An 18,045-nucleotide genomic window follows, 5' to 3' on the forward strand; every position below is an offset into this window, starting at 1 on the left:
CGCCTTCGCGCGCAAGGTCCGGACCGGGCAGATCGACGTCAACGGCGGGGCGTTCAACCCGCTCGCCCCGTTCGGCGGCTACAAGCAGTCCGGGCTGGGCCGCGAAATGGGCCGCGCCGCGCTCGACGAGTTCACCGAACTCAAGTCCATCCAGCTCTAGCCCCGGCTCTCAAGGAGAAGACATCGTGGTCAAAGCCGTGGTCGTGCGCGAGCAGGGCGGGCGTTCGGAAGTCTGCGACATCGTGCTGCCGCCGGTCGGTCCGGAGGACGTGCGGGTGCGGGTCGCGGCCGCCGGGGTGTGCCATTCCGATCTGTCCATGGTGGACGGAACGCTGCGTCCGCAGTACCCGTTCGTGCCGGGACACGAGGCGTCCGGCGTCGTGGCGGAGGTCGGCAGCGACGTCACGCACGTGCGGCCGGGGGACCGGGTGGTGCTCAACTGGGCCGCCGCGTGCCGGGAATGCTGGTTCTGCCAGGCCGGGGAACCCTGGTTGTGCTCGGCGATCGAGGGCGTTACCACGCTGCCGCGCGGGGAGCTGGACGGCCAGCCGCTCAACGTTCTGCTCGGCGTCGGCGGGTTCGCGGAGGAAACCGTGCTGCCGGGGCACTCCGTCGTGCCGCTGCCGGACGGCGTGCCGCTCGACCTGGCCGCGCTGATGGGCTGCGCGGTGCTCACCGGGGTCGGCGCGGTGCGCAACACCGCGAAGGTCCGAAAAGGACAGAGCGTGCTCGTGCTCGGGCTCGGCGGGATCGGGCTGTGCGTGGTGCTCGGGGCGAAACTCGCGGGCGCCGGCCAGATCATCGCGGCCGACCTGTCGCCGGAGAAGGAAGCGCTCGCCCGCGCGGCCGGTGCGACGGATTTCCTGGTGAGCGACGACAAACTCGCCAAGCAGGTGCGCGGGCTGACCGAGGGGCGCGGCGCGGACTACGCCTTCGAATGCGTCGGCGCGGCGGCCACGATCCGCGCCGCGTGGAGTTCGGTGCGCCGCGGCGGGCACTGCACGGTGGTCGGCGTCGGGCGGAAGGACCAGCAGGTCGTGCTGAACCCGCTGGAGATCTTCCACTTCGCCCGCACGCTCACCAGCACCGTCTACGGCGCGTCCGACCCGGATCGCGACATCCCGGTGCTCGCCGACGAGGTCCGTTCCGGTGCGCTGGACCTGGAAACCCTGGTGACGCACCGGATTTCGCTCGACGAGGTCGGCGACGCGTTCGACCGGATGCGGCGCGGGGAGGGCGCCCGCTCGCTGATCCGGATCGGGGACTGAGCCGTCAGCGAGGCGAGCCGGGCGAGACGATGTCCCAGGTGCCGAACAGGGTCAGCCCGGCGGACGCGGCGAGGGCGATCGACGCGTGGTTGTCGAGCTGACACCGGTACTGCGGCTCGTGCTCTCGCCCGAGCGCGTGCCGCGAGATCGCCCGTACGAGGCGTCGGGCGTGCCCCTTGCCCCGATGTGCCGGCAGCGTCACCACGCCTAAGTCGGCCAGCGGTGCGTCACGCCACGGATACATGCTCGCGACCGCCGCGAGCTGTCCGTCGGCGAACGCGCCGTAGACCGCCCAGTGGTCCAGTTCGACGGACGCGTCGTCCAGATCCTGTTCGGACGCGGCGGCCTCGAACGCGGCGAACGCTTCGGCGTCCGAGCCGGTGAGCGGCCGGACCGACGCGTCGTCCGGTTCGGCGAGCAGCTTTTCCCTTGCCTCGTCGGTGAAATAGAACAGGTTGTCGGCCCCGTGCAGCAGAATCCCCGCCGAGGCCAGCCGCTGCCGGAACTCCGGTTCGTCGCGCGGGCGCCCGAGGGTTTCGGCCATCGCCGGGGTGAGCCGGATCCGGGTCCGCCCGTCCGCGGTGACGAGGACGGTGAGCCGCTCGTCCTCGTCCAGCGCGGCGTCGACGGTCAGGCTGAATCCGCCGCCGTCCGGGACCGGAGGCAGCCAATGGCGGGTGACGGCGGCGGCGAACAAGAAACGCTCCTAGCTCAGTCGGCCACGTCCAGCGCGGCCTGGATGATGCTGTCGGTGTCGATGCCGTGGTGCCGGTACACGCTCTCCAGGTCGCCGGACTGCCCGAACCGCGTCACGCCCAGATGCGCCGCCCGCACGCGGTGGACGTTCGCGAGGAACGCCAGCGTGTGCGGGTGCCCGTCCAGCACCGTCACCATCGGCGCGGACCGTTCGGACGGCAGCGCCGACTCCAGGATCCACGTGTCGGCGGTGTCCTGGCCTGCCCGTGCTTGCACCGCGCGGAACAGCAGGCCGGGGCTCGTCACGCACACGACGTCGGCGTGCTTGCCCAGCGCGTCCAGCCGGTCGGCGGCTTCCAGCGCCTCGGTGACCATCGCGCCCATCGTCACCAGCGTGACGTCCGGGCGCGCCACCGCGGCGGTGCGGATCGGGTACGCGCCCGCGACGACCTGGCGGCGGCGACGCTCCCGCGCGGCCGGATCAGCCGGCACCGCGGCCAGGCTCTGGTCCACCGGACGGGTCGACAGGCGCAGGTAAGCGGAAGTCCCGTCGGGACGGCCGAGCCGCGAAAGCGAAGCCAGCAGGGTCCACTCGACGTCCAGCGCGAACGCGGGCTCGTACGTCACGCAACCCGGCTGCTCCAGCCCGACCGACGGCGTGGTCACCGACTGGTGCGCACCGCCTTCGGGCGCGAGCGTGACGCCGGACGGGGTACCGACCAAAATGGACTGTCCGCCGCCGTAGATGCCGAACGACCACGGTTCCAGCGCGCGCTCCACGAAGGGGTCGTAAAGCACCCCGATCGGCAGCAGCGGACGGCCCCAGCGTGACCACGTCGTGCCCAGTTCGCCGAGCGCGCTCACCAGGTTCACCTCGGCGATGCCCAGTTCCAGGTGCTGTCCGCTGGGCCGCTCGCGCCAGTGCAGGATCGTTTCCGGGTCGTCGGCGAACCAGTCGACGCGTTCCTGCGGCGACCACACGCCGACCTTGTTGACCCAGCCGCCGAGGTTGGTGCTGGACGAGACGTCCGGGCACAGCGTCACCACGAGTTCCGCGGCCTCGGGCGCTTCGCGGGTCAGGTCGAGCAGCGCGCGGCCGAGCGCGGCCTGCGTGGTGGTGCGGCCGGACGGCGTGCGGCCGATGTCGGCCGGCAGGGCCGGAACCGGTTGCAGCTCAACAGGTTCCCGTTCCAGCCGGGCCGCGGTCGAAGCGCACAACTGTGCGGCCGCGGAGCCGTCGGCGAACTTCTGCCACGGGTTGTCCGGCGAGATTCCGACGCGCTCGGCCAGCGAGCCCAGCTGCTCGGCGGTCAGCAGCGACGAGTGGTTCTGCGGGTGTCCTTCGCTGGCGAGGCCGAATCCCTTGACCGTATAAGCGAAAACGACGGTCGGCCGGTGGTCGTCGATGGCGTCGAACGTGTCCAGCAGCGCGGACAGGTCGTGGCCGCCGAGGTTCCGGATGGCGGCGTGCAGCGTGTCGTCGTCGAGGGTGTCCAGCAGCGGAGCCAGTTCCGGCGTCGTCAGGCGTTCGCGCAGCTGCGCCGGGGTGCAGCGGAGCAGCCGCTGGTACTCCGGGTTCGACATCTCGTCGATGCGCCGGCGCAGCGCCGAACCGCCCGGCCGCTCGAACAGGTCCTGCAGCAGCCGCCCGTACTTGACGGTCAGCACCTGCCAGCCGGCCGCCTCGAACATGCCCTGCAGCCGGGTCGCGCCGATGTTCGGGACCACGCGGTCGAGCGACTGCCGGTTCAGGTCGACGATCCACACGACCTCGCCCAGTTCGGCCACGTTCGGGTCGAGGACGGCTTCCCAGCACGCGCCCTCGTCCAGTTCCGCGTCGCCGACCAGCGAGTACTGCCGTCCGGCGCCCGCGCCGCCGCCGTGCGATTCGACGTAGCGCCGTGCCAGCGCGCCCCAGATCGGGGCGGTCGCGCCGATGCCGACCGAACCGGTGGAGTAGTCGACCTGGTCCGGGTCCTTCGAGCGCGACGGGTAGCTCTGCAGACCGCCGAACTCGCGCAGCGTCGTCAGGTACTTCTCGTCGAGGTCGCCGAGGAGGTAGTTGATCGCGTGCAGCACCGGGGAGGCGTGCGGCTTGACCGAGACCCGGTCCTGCGCGCGCAGCCGGGCGAACCACAGCGCGGTCATGATCGACACCATCGAGGCGCTGGACGCCTGGTGCCCGCCGACCTTGAGCCCGGTCGGGTTGGGCCGCACCCGGTTCGCGTGGTCGATGATCGCGGTCGACAGCCACAGCACCCGGTCCTGCACCTCGCGCAGGACGGTCACCGTGTCGTTGTCCGGAAGGCGTTCGGGGGCGGCGCTGCTCACGAAGGATCGGACCTTTCTTGGGCGGAAAGTTCAGGCCAGTCCAGCAGAGCTGGGTAGGGTGCACAACAAGCGCGTTCAACATTGCGCAGAACGCCCAAGTCAGCACCGCACGGTGCGGAGAGGATTGCGCAGCATGCCCAGCACTCAGCGGCTCGACGCCACCGACGCCCGGATCCTGCTCGCGCTCGGCCGCACCCCGCGCGCCACCGCGGTCGCGCTCGCCGACGAACTGGGCCTGTCCCGCAACACCGTGCAGAGCAGGCTCGCCCGGCTCGAACAGGGCGACGCGCTGCGCTCGGCCGAACACCGGATCGACCCGGCCGCGCTCGGCTACCCGCTCACCGCGTTCGTGACCGTGCAGGCGCGGCAGCGGCTGCTGGACGAGGTCGGCCGCGCGCTCGCCGCGGTGCCGGAGGTGCTGCAGGTGCGCGGATTGACCGGCGCGCAGGACCTGCTGGTGCACGTGGTGGCGACCGACGCGGACGACCTGTACCGGATCGCCGGGGAAATCCTGGAGATCCCCGGCGTCGAGCGCACCAACAACGCGCTCGTCATGCGCGAGATGGTGCCTTACCGGCTCACTCCGCTGCTCGAGCGCGCTGCCCAGCGCTGAGGGTCACGTCTGGTCGTCGGCCGCGCGTTCGCGGCGGCGCTGCAGCATGGTCCGGTGCGCCCAGACCAGCAGCGGCGCGGCGAGCAGTCCCCACAGGAACCAGCCGGTCTCCCCGCCCATGAGGCCGAAGACCAGCATCATCAGGACAGTGACCTCGGCGAGCACGAGGATCTTCTGCCATCGCCGGGTCTGCACCGGCGGCACGCCTTGGCTCAGCGTCGCGGCGAACACGGGGTCGCTCGCGGCGAGTTCCTCTTCGATCTTCCGCAGGGCGCTGCGGTCGCGATGGGGCAGCATGATCCCCTCCTCGGGCAGGACGGGCCGGTGATCGCTCAAGTACCAGTGGAGTACCCGGCCGGGGGCGCCGTCAAGCCCGGGTTTTCGCAGGAATAATCGCCCGCGCCCGGGGCCGTTGCAAACTGAAACACGTTCTAATACCGTGCCGGGGGTGAGATACGGGATCGTGCTGTTCACCAGCGACCGGGGCATCTCCCCGGCGGCGGCCGCGCAGGCCGCGGAAGAGGCCGGGTTCGCGACCTTCTACGTGCCCGAGCACACCCACATCCCGATCCGGCGGGACGCCCCGCATCCCCGGACCGGCGACTCCTCGCTGCCGGACGACCGCTATCTGCGCACGCTCGACCCGTGGGTCGCGCTCGCCAGCGCGGTGCCGGTGACCTCGACGATCCGGCTGGCGACCGCGGTCGCGCTGCCGGTGGAGAGCGACCCGATCACGCTGGCCAAGACCGTGGCGACGCTGGACCACCTGTCCGGCGGACGGGTCACGCTCGGCGTCGGGTTCGGCTGGAACACCGACGAGCTCGCCGACCACGGCGTGCCCGGGAAGCGGCGGCGGACCGCGCTGCGCGAGTACCTCGAGGCGATGCGCGCGCTGTGGACCGAGGAAGAGGCGAGCTACGCGGGCGAGTTCGTCGAGTTCGGGCCGAGCTGGGCGTGGCCGAAACCGGTGCAGCCCAAGGTGCCGGTGGTCGTCGGCGCGGGCGGCACCGAGCGCACGTTCCGGTGGATCGCGCGCCACAGCGACGGCTGGCTGACCACGCCGGGCGAAGGCGACATCACCGGGAAAGTCGCGCAGTTGCGCGAAATCTGGCGCGAGGAAGGCCGCGAGGGCGAGCCGGAGGTGATCGCGCTCGGTCCGCGCCCGGATCCGGAGGGGCTCGCCAGGCTCGAGGAGGCGGGCGTGACCGAGGTCGTGTTCGGGCTGCCGGACCGTTCGCCGGGCGAGGTCGAAGCGTGGCTGGACCGGCTCGCCGGGAAGCTCGGGCAGCTCGCCGGAGCCTGACCGCGGCCATTTCGCACGGCGCTACCTCCTTAAGAAGAAAACCGCGCGCTGAAATCGCGAATAGCGCCTGAACGGGTGAACTGGGCGTTCGCGCGTCATTCCGGGGAACGCCTTCCCTCTTGTTTCGTGTGGCGGTGACCGGCCGGCACGCCCCCCGACCGGCCGGTCACCGCTTCGCCCGTCCGCGGCGGCGAGGCGAATGGCGCCGCGGGGCGCCGCCCGGGACACTGGTCCGGTGCGCATTCCCGTTCCCCGGACCGAAACGTGACCCCCGAACTGGCCGAACTGGCCGCAGCCCATGGAGTCGCCACCCACTACGAAAACTCCGACCAAGTCGAGGTACAGGTAGATCCCGACGTCGTGATCGCGGTATTGGCGCAGCTGGACGTCGATGCCCGTACTCCACAGGCAATTCAGCGAGAATTGGCCGCGGTGCAAGAAGCGAGCGCGGCGCGCGTGCTGCCGCCGACGGTGGTGGTGCGCGCCGGGCAAGAACGCGAACTCGGCCAAGCCGCGAGGATTGAGCTCGAAGACGGCACGACGCGTGACGTCGGCGCCACTCTTCCGGCTGACCTTCCGCTCGGCTGGCACCGGATCAAGACCGCGGAGCAACGGGTTTCGCTGGTCGTCGTCCCGGACCGGCTGCCCGCGGTGCCGCCCGCGTGGGGCTGGATGCTCCAGCTTTACGCGCTGCATTCCGAACGGTCGTGGGGGATGGGCGATTTCGGCGATCTCGCCGAGATGGCGTCGCGGTCGGCCGCCGAACTCGGCGCGGGCGTGCTGCTCGTCAACCCGGTGCAGGCGATCAGCCCGGCGCATCCGGTCGAGCGGTCGCCGTATTCGCCGTCCAGCCGCCGGTTCGCGAACCCGCTGTACCTGCGGGTGACCGACACCGAAGCGTTCGCCCGCGCCGACGAGGACACCCGGCGCCGGGTGCTGGCGCTCGCGCCGGACCCGATCGGCGAGCTGATCGACTACGACGCCGTGTGGACCGCGAAACGGGCCGCGCTGGAACTCTTGCGCCCGCACCATCCGCACCCGGTCGACCTGGACGACGACCTTCGCGATTTCGCCGCGTTCGGCGCGCTCGCCGAGGTGCACGGCAGCGATTGGCGCGAGTGGCCCGAGCCGTTGCGCGATCCCGGCAGCGCCGAGGTGGCCGCCGCGCGCGAGGAGCTGGCCGAGCGGATCGAGTTCCACGGCTGGCTTCAGCAGCTCTGTCACGAGCAGCTGGACACCGTCCGCCGCGCCGCGCGCGAGGCGGGCATGCCGGTCGGCGTCGTGCACGACCTGCCGGTCGGCGTGCATCCGGGCGGCGCGGACACCTGGGCGCTGCGGGACGTCTTCGCCGCGCAGGTGCGGGTCGGCGCACCGCCGGACGCGTTCAACCAGCAGGGCCAGGACTGGAATCTGCCGCCGTGGCGGCCGGACCGGCTCGCCGAAGCCGGGTACGCGCCGTTCCGCGACGTCGTGCGCGGCGTGTTGCAGCACGCCGACGGGATCCGGGTGGACCACGTCGCCGGGATGTGGCGGCTGTGGTGGATTCCGCCGGGCGAACCGGCTGGTCGCGGCACATACGTGCACTACGACGCCGAAGCGATGCTCGGCGTCCTCGCGCTGGAGGCGCACCGTGCGGGCGCGGTCGTGGTGGGGGAGGACCTCGGCACCGTCGAGGACACCGTCACCGAAACCATGCACGAACGCGGCCTGCTCAGCTCCGCGGTGCTGTGGTTCCAGCGCGACTGGGACGCGCCCGGCACGCCGTTCGTCCGCCCGGACCGCTGGGACCCGGACGCGATGGCCAGCATTTCGACGCACGACCTGCCGACCGTGTCCGGCTGGCTCGACGCCGAGCACGTCCGGGTCCGCGCCGAACTGGGCCAGCTCGACCGCCCGGTCGAGCAGGAGTACGCAGACGCGGCGGCCGAACGCCGGGCGTTGCTCGAACTGGTTGCGAGCGAAGGAATTCCGGACGACGACCTGGTGGTCGCCCTGCACACGCTGCTCGCCTCGGCGGCGTCGCGGCTGGTGCTCACCGCGCCCGCGGACGTCGCGGGCGAACGGCGCCAGCCGAATCTGCCGGGCACCGTGGATGAGTACCCTAACTGGCGCATCCCGCTTCCCGTCACCGTGGACGGGTTCTTCGCCGATCCGCGGGTGCGGGCGGCGGTCGCTCCGCTGGCCGCGGCCCGCCCGCTGCGCTGAACCCCCGAAAAGCCTGTCCGGACAACGTAAACCGATGCCCAAGGAGAAGCCCTGTGCGGCCCTGGCCCGGAAAGCCCTACCCGCTCGGCGCGACCTACGACGGCGTGGGGACGAACTTCGCGCTGTTCTCCGAGGTCGCCGAGCACGTCGATCTCTGCCTGTTCGACGACGAGGGCAACGAAACCCGCGCGCGGCTGGAGGAGGTCGACGGGTTCGTCCACCACGGCTACCTGCTCGGCGTCGGCCCCGGGCAGCGCTACGGATTCCGGGTCCACGGGCCGTACGACCCGAGCCGCGGCCTGCGCTGCAACCCGGGCAAGCTGCTGATCGACCCGTACGCCAAGGCGCTGTCCCGCGGCGTCGACTGGTCCGAGGCGCTGTTCAGCTACCGCTTCGACGACCCGGAACAGCTCAACGAGGACGATTCGGCCGGTCACGTGCCGTACTCGCTCGTGGTGAGCCCGTTCTTCGACTGGGCCAACGACCGCGCGCCGCGCGTGCCGTATCACGAGACGGTCATTTACGAGACGCACGTGCGCGGCATGACGATGACGCACCCGTTCGTCCCCGAGCGGCTGCGCGGCACGTACGCCGGGCTGGCGCACCCGGCGGTGGTCGAGCACCTGCAGAAACTCGGCGTGACCACGGTGGAGCTGATGCCGGTGCACCAGTTCGTGACTGACCACGGCCTCGACGAGAAGGGCCTGCGCAACTACTGGGGCTACAACACGATCGGGTACTTCGCGCCGCATGACGCCTACGCCGCGATGCAGGGCCAGGGCGGGCAGGTGCAGGAGTTCAAGGGCATGGTCCGCGCCCTGCACGAGGCGGGCATCGAGGTCATCCTCGACGTGGTCTACAACCACACCGCCGAGGGCAACCACCTCGGCCCGACGCTGTCCATGCGCGGCATCGACAACGAGGCGTACTACCGCCTGGTCGAGGACGATCCGCAGTACTACATGGACTACACCGGCACCGGGAACTCGCTCAACGTGCGCAGCCCGCACACGCTGCAGCTGATCATGGATTCGCTGCGGTACTGGGTGACCGAGATGCACGTGGACGGCTTCCGGTTCGACCTCGCCTCCGCGCTGGCCCGCGAGTTCTACGACGTCGACCGGCTGTCGACGTTCTTCGACCTCGTGCAGCAGGACCCGATCGTGAGCCAGGTGAAGCTGATCGCCGAACCGTGGGACGTCGGGCCCGGCGGCTACCAGGTCGGCAACTTCCCGCCGCTGTGGACGGAATGGAACGGGCAGTACCGCGACACCGTGCGCGACTTCTGGCGCGGCGAACCGTCCACCCTGGGCGAGTTCGCTTCGCGGATCACCGGTTCGTCGGACCTGTACCAGGACGACGGCCGCCGCCCGTTCGCGTCGATCAACTTCGTCACCGCGCACGACGGCTTCACGCTCACCGACCTGGTGTCCTACAACGAAAAGCACAACGAGGCCAACGGCGAGGACAACCGCGACGGCGCGGACGACAACCGGTCGTGGAACTGCGGCGTCGAGGGCCCGACCGACGACGAAGAGGTGCTCGCGCTGCGCGCCCGGCAGCGGCGGAACCTGCTCGCCACGCTGCTGCTGTCGCAAGGCGTGCCGATGCTGCTGCACGGCGACGAACTCGGCCGGACCCAGCAGGGCAACAACAACGCCTACTGCCAGGACACCGAACTGTCCTGGATGGACTGGGAGCTCGCCACGGAGAACGCCGACCTGGTCGAGTTCACCGGCGCGCTCGCCGCGTTCCGCAAGGCGCACCCGGTGTTCCGCCGCCGCCGGTTCTTCCAGGGCAAGCCGGTGCGCAAGGGCGAGGAGCTGGGCGACATCGCCTGGTTCACCCCGGCCGGCGAGGAGATGACCGAGCAGAACTGGGACGACGCGTTCGGCAAGTCCGTGGTGATCTTCCTGAACGGGGAAGGGATCCCGGACCTCGACCCGCGCGGGATGCCGGTGGAGGACGATTCGTTCCTGCTCGCGTTCAACGCGCACTGGGAGGACATCGCGATGACGTTGCCGGGCAACGGCTACGGTCGCGAATGGACAGTCGTGGTGGACACCCGGACCGGGGCGGTCGGGGACTGCGGCGTCGAACCGGTCGAAGGCGGCGGCAAGTTCACGCTCGCCGCGCGTTCGCTCGTGGTTCTCCAGCGCACGGCGAAGGAGAGCGAATGAGCACGCCGTCCTCGACGTACCGGGTGCAGTTGCGGCCGGAGTTCGGTTTCGCCGACGCCGCCGCGATCGTGGAGTACCTGCGCGAGCTGGGTGTCGGGGCGTTGTACGGCTCGCCGATGCTCGACGCGACACCCGGGTCGACGCACGGTTACGACGTCACCGATCCGACGCGCGCCCGGGGAGAACTGGGCGGCGAAGAAGCGCGAAAGGCGTTGGCAGCGCGGCTGAAAGACGCCGGGCTCGGGTTCGTCGTGGACATCGTGCCGAACCACATGTCGGTCGAGGTCGCGAAGGCGAACCAGTGGTGGTGGGACGTTCTCCGGAACGGCCGGGAATCGCCGTACGCGTCGTTCTTCGACATCGACTGGAGCCGCGGCAGGCTGCTGCTGCCGGTGCTCGGCGAGGACAACGACGTGCTGACCGTCGAAGGTGACGAACTCGTCTACTACGACCATCGTTTCCCGATCGCGCCCGGAACCGGCGACGGCACGCCGGCCGAGGTGCACGCGCGCCAGCATTACGAGCTGGTCGGCTGGCGGCGCGGCAACCGGGAGCTGAACTACCGAAGGTTCTTCGACATCACGAACCTGGCCGCGGTCGCCGTCGAGCGGCCGGAGGTGTTCGCCGAAACGCACGGCGAGGTGCTGCGCTGGGTGTCCGACGGCGACGTCACCGGCCTGCGCGTGGACCATCCGGACGGCCTCGCCGACCCCGGCGGCTACTTCCGGCGGCTCCGCGAGGGCGCGCCCGGGGCGTGGCTGGTCGCGGAGAAGATCCTGCACCCGGGCGAGGCGCTGCCGCAGAGCTGGCCGGTCGACGGGACCACCGGATACGACGCGTTGCGCGAGATCACCGGGGTGTTCGTGGACCCGGCCGCCGCGTCGGTGTTCACCCGGCTTGCCGCCGAACAGGGCGTGCGCACCGACTACCACGCGGTCGAGGAGAACGCGCGGAGGTTGGTGACCGACGGCATCCTGGTCGCCGAGGTGCACCGGATCGCGGCGCTGCTGCAAGGCGTGGACGCCGGTGCGGCCCGCGCCGCCGTCGCCGAGGTGATGATCGCGTTCCCGGTCTACCGTTCGTACCTTCCCGAGGGGGCCGGCCACTGGGCGACTGCCGTGGCGCGGGCCCGCAAGCGGCGGCCGGAACTGGCCCCGGCGCTCGACGCGCTCGACAGCCAGGTGCGCGGCGCGCCCGACGGCGAGCTGGCGACGCGGATCCAGCAGACGTCCGGCATGGTCGTCGCGAAGGGCACCGAGGACACGACCTTCTACCGGTTCACCCGGTTCGCCGCACTGAACGAGGTCGGCGGCAACCCGGACCGGTTCGGGCTGAGCACCGGGGAATTCCACACGCTGGCCGCGGGCCGGGCGGCCGCGGCCCCGGCCACGATGACCACGCTGACCACGCACGATACGAAGCGGTCCGAGGACACCCGCGCCCGGATGGCAGCGCTCTCGGAGGTCGCGGACGAGTTCGCCGTCGCGGTCCGCCGCTGGACGGCCGCGCGCGGGATCGACGAGCCCGCGCTGAATCTCCTGGCCTGGCAGACGCTCGTGGGCGCGTGGCCGATCTCGCCGGAGCGGCTGCGCGACTACCTCGACAAGGCCGCGAAGGAAGCGAAACTCCGCACCTCCTGGACGGAGCACGACGAGGGCTTCGAACGCGCCGTCGCCGAGTGGCCGTCCGCGGTGCTGGGCGACGCCGCTTTGGCGGCCGACGTCGAGTCGTTCGTGAAGCGGGTGCGCGGCGCGGGCTGGACGAACTCGCTGGGGCAGAAGCTGCTGCAGCTGGCCGGCCCCGGGGTGCCGGACGTCTACCAGGGCACCGAGCTGTGGGACTACTCGCTGGTCGACCCGGACAACCGCCGCGAGGTCGACTACGCCGCCCGCCGTTCCGTTCTCGACCGCATCCAGGGCGGCGAACAGCCGGAGATCGACGAGACCGGCGCGGCGAAACTGCTGGTGGTGCACCGAGCGCTGACCCTGCGCCGAGACCGGCCGGAGCTCTTCACCGGATACCGGCCGCTGCAGGCCGAAGGCGTTGCCGCGGAACACCTTCTGGCCTTCGAACGCGGTGCCGGCCTGACCGTCGCGGTCACGCGGCTGCCGCTGGGCCTGGACCGGGCGGGCGGCTGGCGCGACACCGTTCTGCCGCTGCGCGCCGGGGAATGGACCGACGTGCTGACCGGTCGCGGGGTCGGCGATGCCCCGCAGGCGTCCGCGTTGTTCGAGCGGTACCCGGTCGCGCTTCTGGTGCGGGAGGACTCCTGATGTTCCGCGTATGGGCCCTGTCGGCCGAGCGCGTCCGCGTCCGCGTGGACGGAACCGACCACGAGATGACCGCCGCCGGGGACGGGTGGTGGCAGGCCGACGTCACCGGCACCGATTACGCCTTCTTGCTCGGCGACGACGACCGCCCGCTGCCGGACCCGCGTTCGCTGCGCCAGCCGAACGGCGTGCACGAAGCGTCGCGGGTCTACGACCATTCGGCGTTCGAGTGGACCGACCAGTCGTGGACCGGGCGGCAGCTGCCCGGCGGCGTGGTCTACGAACTGCATGTCGGCACCTTCACCGAAGCGGGCACGTTCGACGCGGTCATCGACCGGCTCGGGCACCTGGTCGACCTCGGCGTCACGCACGTCGAACTGCTGCCGGTGAACTCCTTCGACGGCACCGCGGGCTGGGGCTACGACGGCGTCCTGTGGGGCGCGGCGCACGAACCGTACGGCGGTCCCGACGGGCTGAAACGCCTGGTCGACGCGTGTCACGCACGCGGGCTCGCGGTCCTGCTCGACGTCGTCTACAACCACCTCGGCCCGTCCGGCGCTTACCTCGACCGGTTCGGCCCGTACTTCGCCGGCCGCACCGACTGGGGCGCCGGGCTGAACCTCGACGGCCCGGGTTCCGACGAAGTCCGCCGCTATGTCATCGACAACGCGCTGGGCTGGCTGCGCGACTTCCACTTCGACGGCCTCCGCCTGGACGCCGTGCACGCGCTGGTCGACAACCGCGCCGTGCACCTGCTGGAGGAACTGTCCGCCGAGGTCGACGCGCTCTCGGCGGCCCTGAACCGCCCGCTGACGCTGATCGCCGAGTCCGACCAGAACGACCCCAAGCTCGTCACGACGCGCGACGCCGGCGGCTACGGCCTGCACGCGCAGTGGTCCGACGACCTGCACCACGCGCTGCACGTCCGGCTCACCGGCGAAACCACCGGCTACTACACCGATTTCGCCGAGCCCGGCGCGCTGGCCAAGACCCTGCGGGAGGCATTTTTCCACGCCGGGACCTGGTCGTCGTTCCGCTCGCGCGTCCACGGCCGCCCGCTGGACCGGCGCGTCGCCCCCGGCCACCGGTTCCTGGCGTATTTGCAGGACCACGACCAGATCGGCAACCGCGCGACCGGCGACCGGCTGTCCGCGACCGTTTCGCCCGGTCTGCTCGCCTGCGGCGCGGCGGTGGTGTTCTGCTCGCCGTTCACGCCGATGCTGTTCATGGGGGAGGAGTGGGCCGCGGAGACGCCGTGGCAGTTCTTCGCGTCGTTCCCGGACCCGGAACTGGCCGAGGCCGTCCGCACCGGCCGCCGCCGCGAGTTCGCCCGGCACGGCTGGGGCGAAACGGACGTTCCCGACCCGATGGACCCGGCCACCGTCGCCCGCTCGCGGCTCGACTGGACCGAACCGGGCAAACCGGGCCACCGGGAAATCCTCGGCCTGTACCGGACGCTGATCCGCCTCCGCCGCACGCATCCGGAGCTGACCGATCCGCGGCTGGACCGCGTCGTGGTGGAGACCCCGCCGGACGATGCGTGGCTGATCCTGCACCGGGGCACGCTGCGCCTGGCGTGCAACTTCGGAGCGAAGCCGGTCGAGGTTCCGGTGGCGGGGGAGGTGCTGGCTTCGTGGGGCAACCCCGAGGTCGGCGACGCGACGGTGCTGCCCGCGGAGTCGTTCGTGCTGGTCGCTACCCGGTGTAGCCCTGCAGCATCTTCGTGAGCGTCTCGGCCATCCGGTCGCGAAGCTCTTGCGGCGCAACCACTTCCGCCAACGGACCGAGCCGCAGCAGGTCGTGCACGGCTTGGTCGGGCTGCTCGACCGGAACGATCACCCGAGTCCACCCGTCCGCTTCGACAACGCCGCCCGCAGCCGCGCGGGCAACCGCAGGTTCGGCGAGCTGCGGCAGGAGTCGCATCCCTTCCGGCGACACCCGCAGTACCGCCTCGCCACGGTGCCGGCGGGCGTCGAAATCGTCGAGGTACTCCGACCAGTAGCCGCCCAGATCGAACCCCTCGGCCCGGTCGAAGGTCTCGTCCAGCATCGCCGCCTCGACGATCCGCGCCACCCGGTAAGTCCGGAACTCGCCGGAATGCCGGGCGACCAGGTACCAGTGCCCGGCCTTGAGCACCACACCGTGCGGCTCGACGGTCCGGGCGACTTCGCGGGGCGCGGCCCAGCGCTGATACCGGATCCGGACGCGCCGCTGCTGCCACGCCGCGTCCGAGACCGTCGGCAGCTGCGGCGTGGCCTCCCTGTCGTGGTACCAGGACGCCGCGTCCAGATGGAACCGCTCGCGGACCCGGTCGGCGTGGGACCGCAGTTCGGCCGGGAGCGCGGCCAGCAGTTTGCGCTCCGTGTTCGCCGCGACCGGCCCCAGCCCCAGCCCGGAAGCCGCGGCGGGCAGCCCGGTGAGGAAGAGCGCCTCGGCTTCTTGCCTGGTCAGACCGGTCAGCTGGGTGCGGTACCCGTCGACCAGCCGGTATCCGCCGTCGTGGCCGGGCTCGCCGTACACCGGGATCCCGGCGGCGCTCAACGCCTCGATGTCGCGGTAGACCGTGCGCGGCGAGACCTCCAGCCGGGCGGCCAGTTCGGCGGCGGTCCTCGGCTGGCGGGCCTGCAGCAGCAACAGGAGGGAGACGAGCCGGCTCGCGCGCATGCGGCCAGCATGCCCCGGTCCACTGACAGAACCTGTCAGGGATCCCGAGGGCACGCCCGGCGCGAACCCCTACTGCCGCCGCTGTCGGCCCAGGTCATCACCCCTGCTCCGGGCAAGTTCAGCCAAGCGCCGGAGCCCGTCGCCGCCGAGGGTTTGAAAGGATCGGCGCATGGCACAGCGACCCGCATCCGACAACCAGGTCCTCGCCGGACGTCCGTTCCCGCTCGGCGCCCACCCGGAGGCGGGCGGCGTCCGGTTCGCGGTGACGTCCGCCGTCGCCGACGCGGTCGAGGTGTGCCTCATCGGCGACGACGGTTCCGAGCGGCGGATCGAACTGACCGAACGCACGTTCGGCGTCTGGCACGGGCTCGTCCCGGGCGTCACCGTCGGTCAGCACTACGGCTACCGCGTGCACGGCCCGTACGACCCGGCGCACGGCTACCGCTGCAACCCGGCCAAGCTCCTCGTCGACCCGTACGCGCGCCGGATCGACGGCAAGCTCGCCAGCCTGCACGCCGCGCAGGGCTTCACCGGGGACCCCGAGCGCGGTCCGATGTCCACTGTGGACTCGCTGGGGGCGGTGCCGCTGTCGGTCGTCGCCTCGCCGGGCGGGCAGGACACCGGGGTCAAGCCCGAGGTGCCGTTCGAGGAGTCGGTGATCTGCGAACTGCACGTGAAGGGGTTCACCCAGCAGCATCCCTTCATCCCGGAAGCGCTGCGCGGCACGTACCTCGGCCTCGCGCACCCGGTCGCGATCGAGCACCTGACCCGGCTCGGCGTGACGACCGTCGAACTGCTGCCGGTGCACGCGTTCGCCGACGAGCCCGCGCTGATCCGCTCGGGGCGGCACAACTACTGGGGCTACTCGCCGCTGGGCTACTTCGCGCCGCACGCGGGCTACGCGAGCGAACCGGGCCGCGAGATCGAGGAATTCCGCACGATGGTGGCGGCCCTGCACGCGGCAGGCATCGAGGTGCTGCTCGACGTCGTCTTCAACCACACCTGCGAGGGCGGCCCGGACGGCCCGACGCTCTCGCTGCGCGGCCTCGACGCCCCGGCGTACTACCTGCACACCCGCCGCGGGCACATGGCCGACCTCACCGGCTGCGGCAACACCCTCGACGCCGGTTCGCCGACGGTCGTCCGGCTGGTCACCGATTCGCTGCGGTACTGGACGCAGGAGATGGGCGTCGACGGGTTCCGCTTCGACCTGGCGAGCACGCTCGGCCGGCCGCGCGGCGAGATGTTCGACCGCGAGTCGACGATGCTGACCGCGATCACCACCGACCCGGTGCTGTCGCGCTGCAAGCTGATCGCCGAACCGTGGGACGCGACCGGCGAGGGCTACCGCGTCGGCGACTTCGGCGCGCAGTGGGCCGAGTGGAACGGCCGCTACCGCGACACCGTCCGCGACTTCTGGCGCGGCGCGACCGGCGTGCGGGACCTCGCGTACCGGCTGTCCGGCTCGTCCGATCTGTACGACCACAACCTGCGCCGCCCGTGGCAGTCGATCAACTTCGTCACCGCGCACGACGGCTTCACGCTGCGGGACCTGGTGTCCTACAACGAAAAGCACAACGAGGCCAACGGCGAGGACAACCGCGACGGCACGAACGACAACCGCTCGTGGAACCACGGCGCGGAGGGCGAGACCGACGACGCGGCGATCGTCGCGCTGCGCACCCGCCAGGCGCGCAACCTGTTCGCGACGCTGCTGCTGTCCACCGGCACCCCGATGTTCACCGCGGGCGACGAGATGTGGCGGACCCAGCACGGCAACAACAACGCCTACTGCCTCGACGACGAAACGTCGTGGGTCGACTGGACCCCGACCGAGGCCTCGGAGCCGATGCTCGACTTCGCCCGCCGCGTGGTCCGGCTGCGCGCGCACAGCCCGGCCTTGCGGCAGCCGGAGTTCTTCGAGGGCCGCACCACGGTCACCGGCAAGCCCGATCTTGTCTGGTTCCGCCCGGACGGCGAGGAATTCGACGAGATCGACTGGTTCGACGAGGACCGCCGCACGCTCTGCATGTGGATCGACGGGTCGAACAGCCAGGCGCGCAACCGCGAGGGCGCGCTCGTCACCGACCACTCGTGGCTGCTGGTGCTGCACGCGGGCGCGGAACCGGCGGAGATCGTGCTGCCCGGACCGGAGTACGGCGAGACTTTCAAGCCCACTTTGGACACCAGCACCGCCGACGGCACCCCGGCCAGCCCGGGCGTGCTGGAGCCCAAGGCGCGGATCACGGTCGAGGCGCGGTCGCTGCTGTTGCTGCGCGCGCCGCGGGACACGGTGGAGATCCCGCAGTTGTAAGGAGACCGAGTCCGAGAAGTCCGGGCGCTTCGCGTGATCGCCGCGGGCGTCATGGGGCATCCTGACTGCAGTCAGCCGCCGCCGAGAAACCGTCACCCGGACATCCGCACCGATACTCACCGGTAATCACCGGAACGCGCCGCCGATTGTTAACGCAATTCGGCGAGCGTGTTGCGGGCGGGGGACGGGAATGCGTCCGGG

Annotated in this window: 13 protein-coding genes; 9 read left to right on the forward strand and 4 right to left on the reverse strand. The window is 71.3% G+C overall.

Annotated elements, in window-relative coordinates; translation table 11 throughout:
- Together WA670_RS11505 and WA670_RS11510 are read left to right on the forward strand one after the other, a co-directional pair.
- The coding region (locus WA670_RS11505; protein ID WP_336158022.1) for an aldehyde dehydrogenase family protein at positions 1–160 on the forward strand (160 nt) is incomplete at its 5' end.
- A gap of 25 nt (positions 161–185) precedes the next feature.
- Positions 186–1,268 carry an alcohol dehydrogenase catalytic domain-containing protein gene (locus tag WA670_RS11510; RefSeq protein WP_238605718.1) on the forward strand — a complete coding sequence of 361 codons (1,083 nt, stop codon included), beginning with the start codon at positions 186–188 and terminating at the stop codon, positions 1,266–1,268.
- Positions 1,269–1,272: 4 nt separating this feature from the next.
- Here WA670_RS11510 and WA670_RS11515 read toward each other — a convergent pair whose 3' ends face one another.
- Together WA670_RS11515 and WA670_RS11520 are read right to left on the reverse strand one after the other, a co-directional pair.
- Complete coding sequence (locus WA670_RS11515) at positions 1,273–1,965, reverse strand: GNAT family N-acetyltransferase (protein WP_205673282.1); 693 nt, start codon at positions 1,963–1,965, stop codon at positions 1,273–1,275.
- Positions 1,966–1,979: 14 nt separating this feature from the next.
- A complete protein-coding gene (locus WA670_RS11520) occupies positions 1,980–4,295 on the reverse strand; it encodes a transketolase-like TK C-terminal-containing protein (RefSeq protein ID WP_336157688.1) in 2,316 nt (771 codons plus the stop codon).
- A gap of 133 nt (positions 4,296–4,428) precedes the next feature.
- Between WA670_RS11520 and WA670_RS11525 the strand changes: the two genes are divergently transcribed.
- Complete coding sequence (locus WA670_RS11525; protein ID WP_037815539.1) at positions 4,429–4,908, forward strand: Lrp/AsnC family transcriptional regulator; 480 nt, start codon at positions 4,429–4,431, stop codon at positions 4,906–4,908.
- Between the two features lie 3 nt (positions 4,909–4,911).
- Here WA670_RS11525 and WA670_RS11530 read toward each other — a convergent pair whose 3' ends face one another.
- Positions 4,912–5,205, reverse strand: coding sequence for a DUF3040 domain-containing protein (locus WA670_RS11530; protein WP_167754255.1), 294 nt, complete (start codon positions 5,203–5,205; stop codon positions 4,912–4,914).
- A 151-nt stretch (positions 5,206–5,356) separates the two neighbouring features.
- Between WA670_RS11530 and WA670_RS11535 the strand changes: the two genes are divergently transcribed.
- From WA670_RS11535 to treZ, 5 genes are all read left to right on the forward strand, one after another.
- Complete coding sequence (locus WA670_RS11535) at positions 5,357–6,211, forward strand: TIGR03619 family F420-dependent LLM class oxidoreductase (protein WP_336157689.1); 855 nt, start codon at positions 5,357–5,359, stop codon at positions 6,209–6,211.
- A gap of 264 nt (positions 6,212–6,475) precedes the next feature.
- The gene (gene malQ / locus WA670_RS11540; protein WP_336157690.1) at positions 6,476–8,416 is read left to right on the forward strand and encodes a 4-alpha-glucanotransferase; all 1,941 of its coding nucleotides are present in this window, start codon (positions 6,476–6,478) and stop codon (positions 8,414–8,416) included.
- A 53-nt stretch (positions 8,417–8,469) separates the two neighbouring features.
- Positions 8,470–10,596, forward strand: a complete 2,127-nt coding sequence (gene glgX, locus WA670_RS11545; protein ID WP_037815545.1) for a glycogen debranching protein GlgX — start codon at positions 8,470–8,472, stop codon at positions 10,594–10,596.
- On the forward strand, positions 10,593–12,869 hold the full coding sequence (treY, locus tag WA670_RS11550; protein ID WP_336157691.1) for a malto-oligosyltrehalose synthase: 2,277 nt from the start codon (positions 10,593–10,595) through the stop codon (positions 12,867–12,869). Before glgX (WA670_RS11545) ends, treY begins: the two co-directional genes overlap by 4 nt.
- A complete protein-coding gene (treZ, locus tag WA670_RS11555; protein ID WP_037815657.1) occupies positions 12,866–14,593 on the forward strand; it encodes a malto-oligosyltrehalose trehalohydrolase in 1,728 nt (575 codons plus the stop codon). Before treY ends, treZ begins: the two co-directional genes overlap by 4 nt.
- On the opposite strand, the gene WA670_RS11560 is transcribed toward treZ, so the two are convergent.
- Complete coding sequence (locus tag WA670_RS11560) at positions 14,562–15,530, reverse strand: helix-turn-helix transcriptional regulator (protein ID WP_037815550.1); 969 nt, start codon at positions 15,528–15,530, stop codon at positions 14,562–14,564. The two genes, treZ and WA670_RS11560, sit on opposite strands and share 32 nt — an antisense overlap.
- A gap of 169 nt (positions 15,531–15,699) precedes the next feature.
- On the opposite strand from WA670_RS11560, the gene glgX (WA670_RS11565) reads away from it, so the two are divergent.
- Entirely contained in the window at positions 15,700–17,844 is a 2,145-nt protein-coding gene (gene glgX / locus WA670_RS11565; protein ID WP_037815552.1) for a glycogen debranching protein GlgX, read from the forward strand.
- Positions 17,845–18,045: the final 201 nt, after the last annotated feature.

The organism is Amycolatopsis sp. VC5-11, assembly GCF_037034185.1.
In the GTDB taxonomy this organism is placed as follows: domain Bacteria; phylum Actinomycetota; class Actinomycetes; order Mycobacteriales; family Pseudonocardiaceae; genus Amycolatopsis; species Amycolatopsis nivea.

What these genes read in the sequence shown, in the direction of transcription:
- treY (WP_336157691.1), top strand. Translation starts at nt 10,593, where the DNA reads ATGAGCACGCCGTCCTCGACGTACCGGGTGCAGTTGCGGCCGGAGTTC.
- WA670_RS11525 (WP_037815539.1), top strand. Translation starts at nt 4,429, where the DNA reads ATGCCCAGCACTCAGCGGCTCGACGCCACCGACGCCCGGATCCTGCTC.
- glgX (WP_037815552.1), top strand. Translation starts at nt 15,700, where the DNA reads ATGGCACAGCGACCCGCATCCGACAACCAGGTCCTCGCCGGACGTCCG.
- WA670_RS11560 (WP_037815550.1), bottom strand. Translation starts at nt 15,530, where the DNA reads ATGCGCGCGAGCCGGCTCGTCTCCCTCCTGTTGCTGCTGCAGGCCCGC.
- WA670_RS11530 (WP_167754255.1), bottom strand. Translation starts at nt 5,205, where the DNA reads ATGCTGCCCCATCGCGACCGCAGCGCCCTGCGGAAGATCGAAGAGGAA.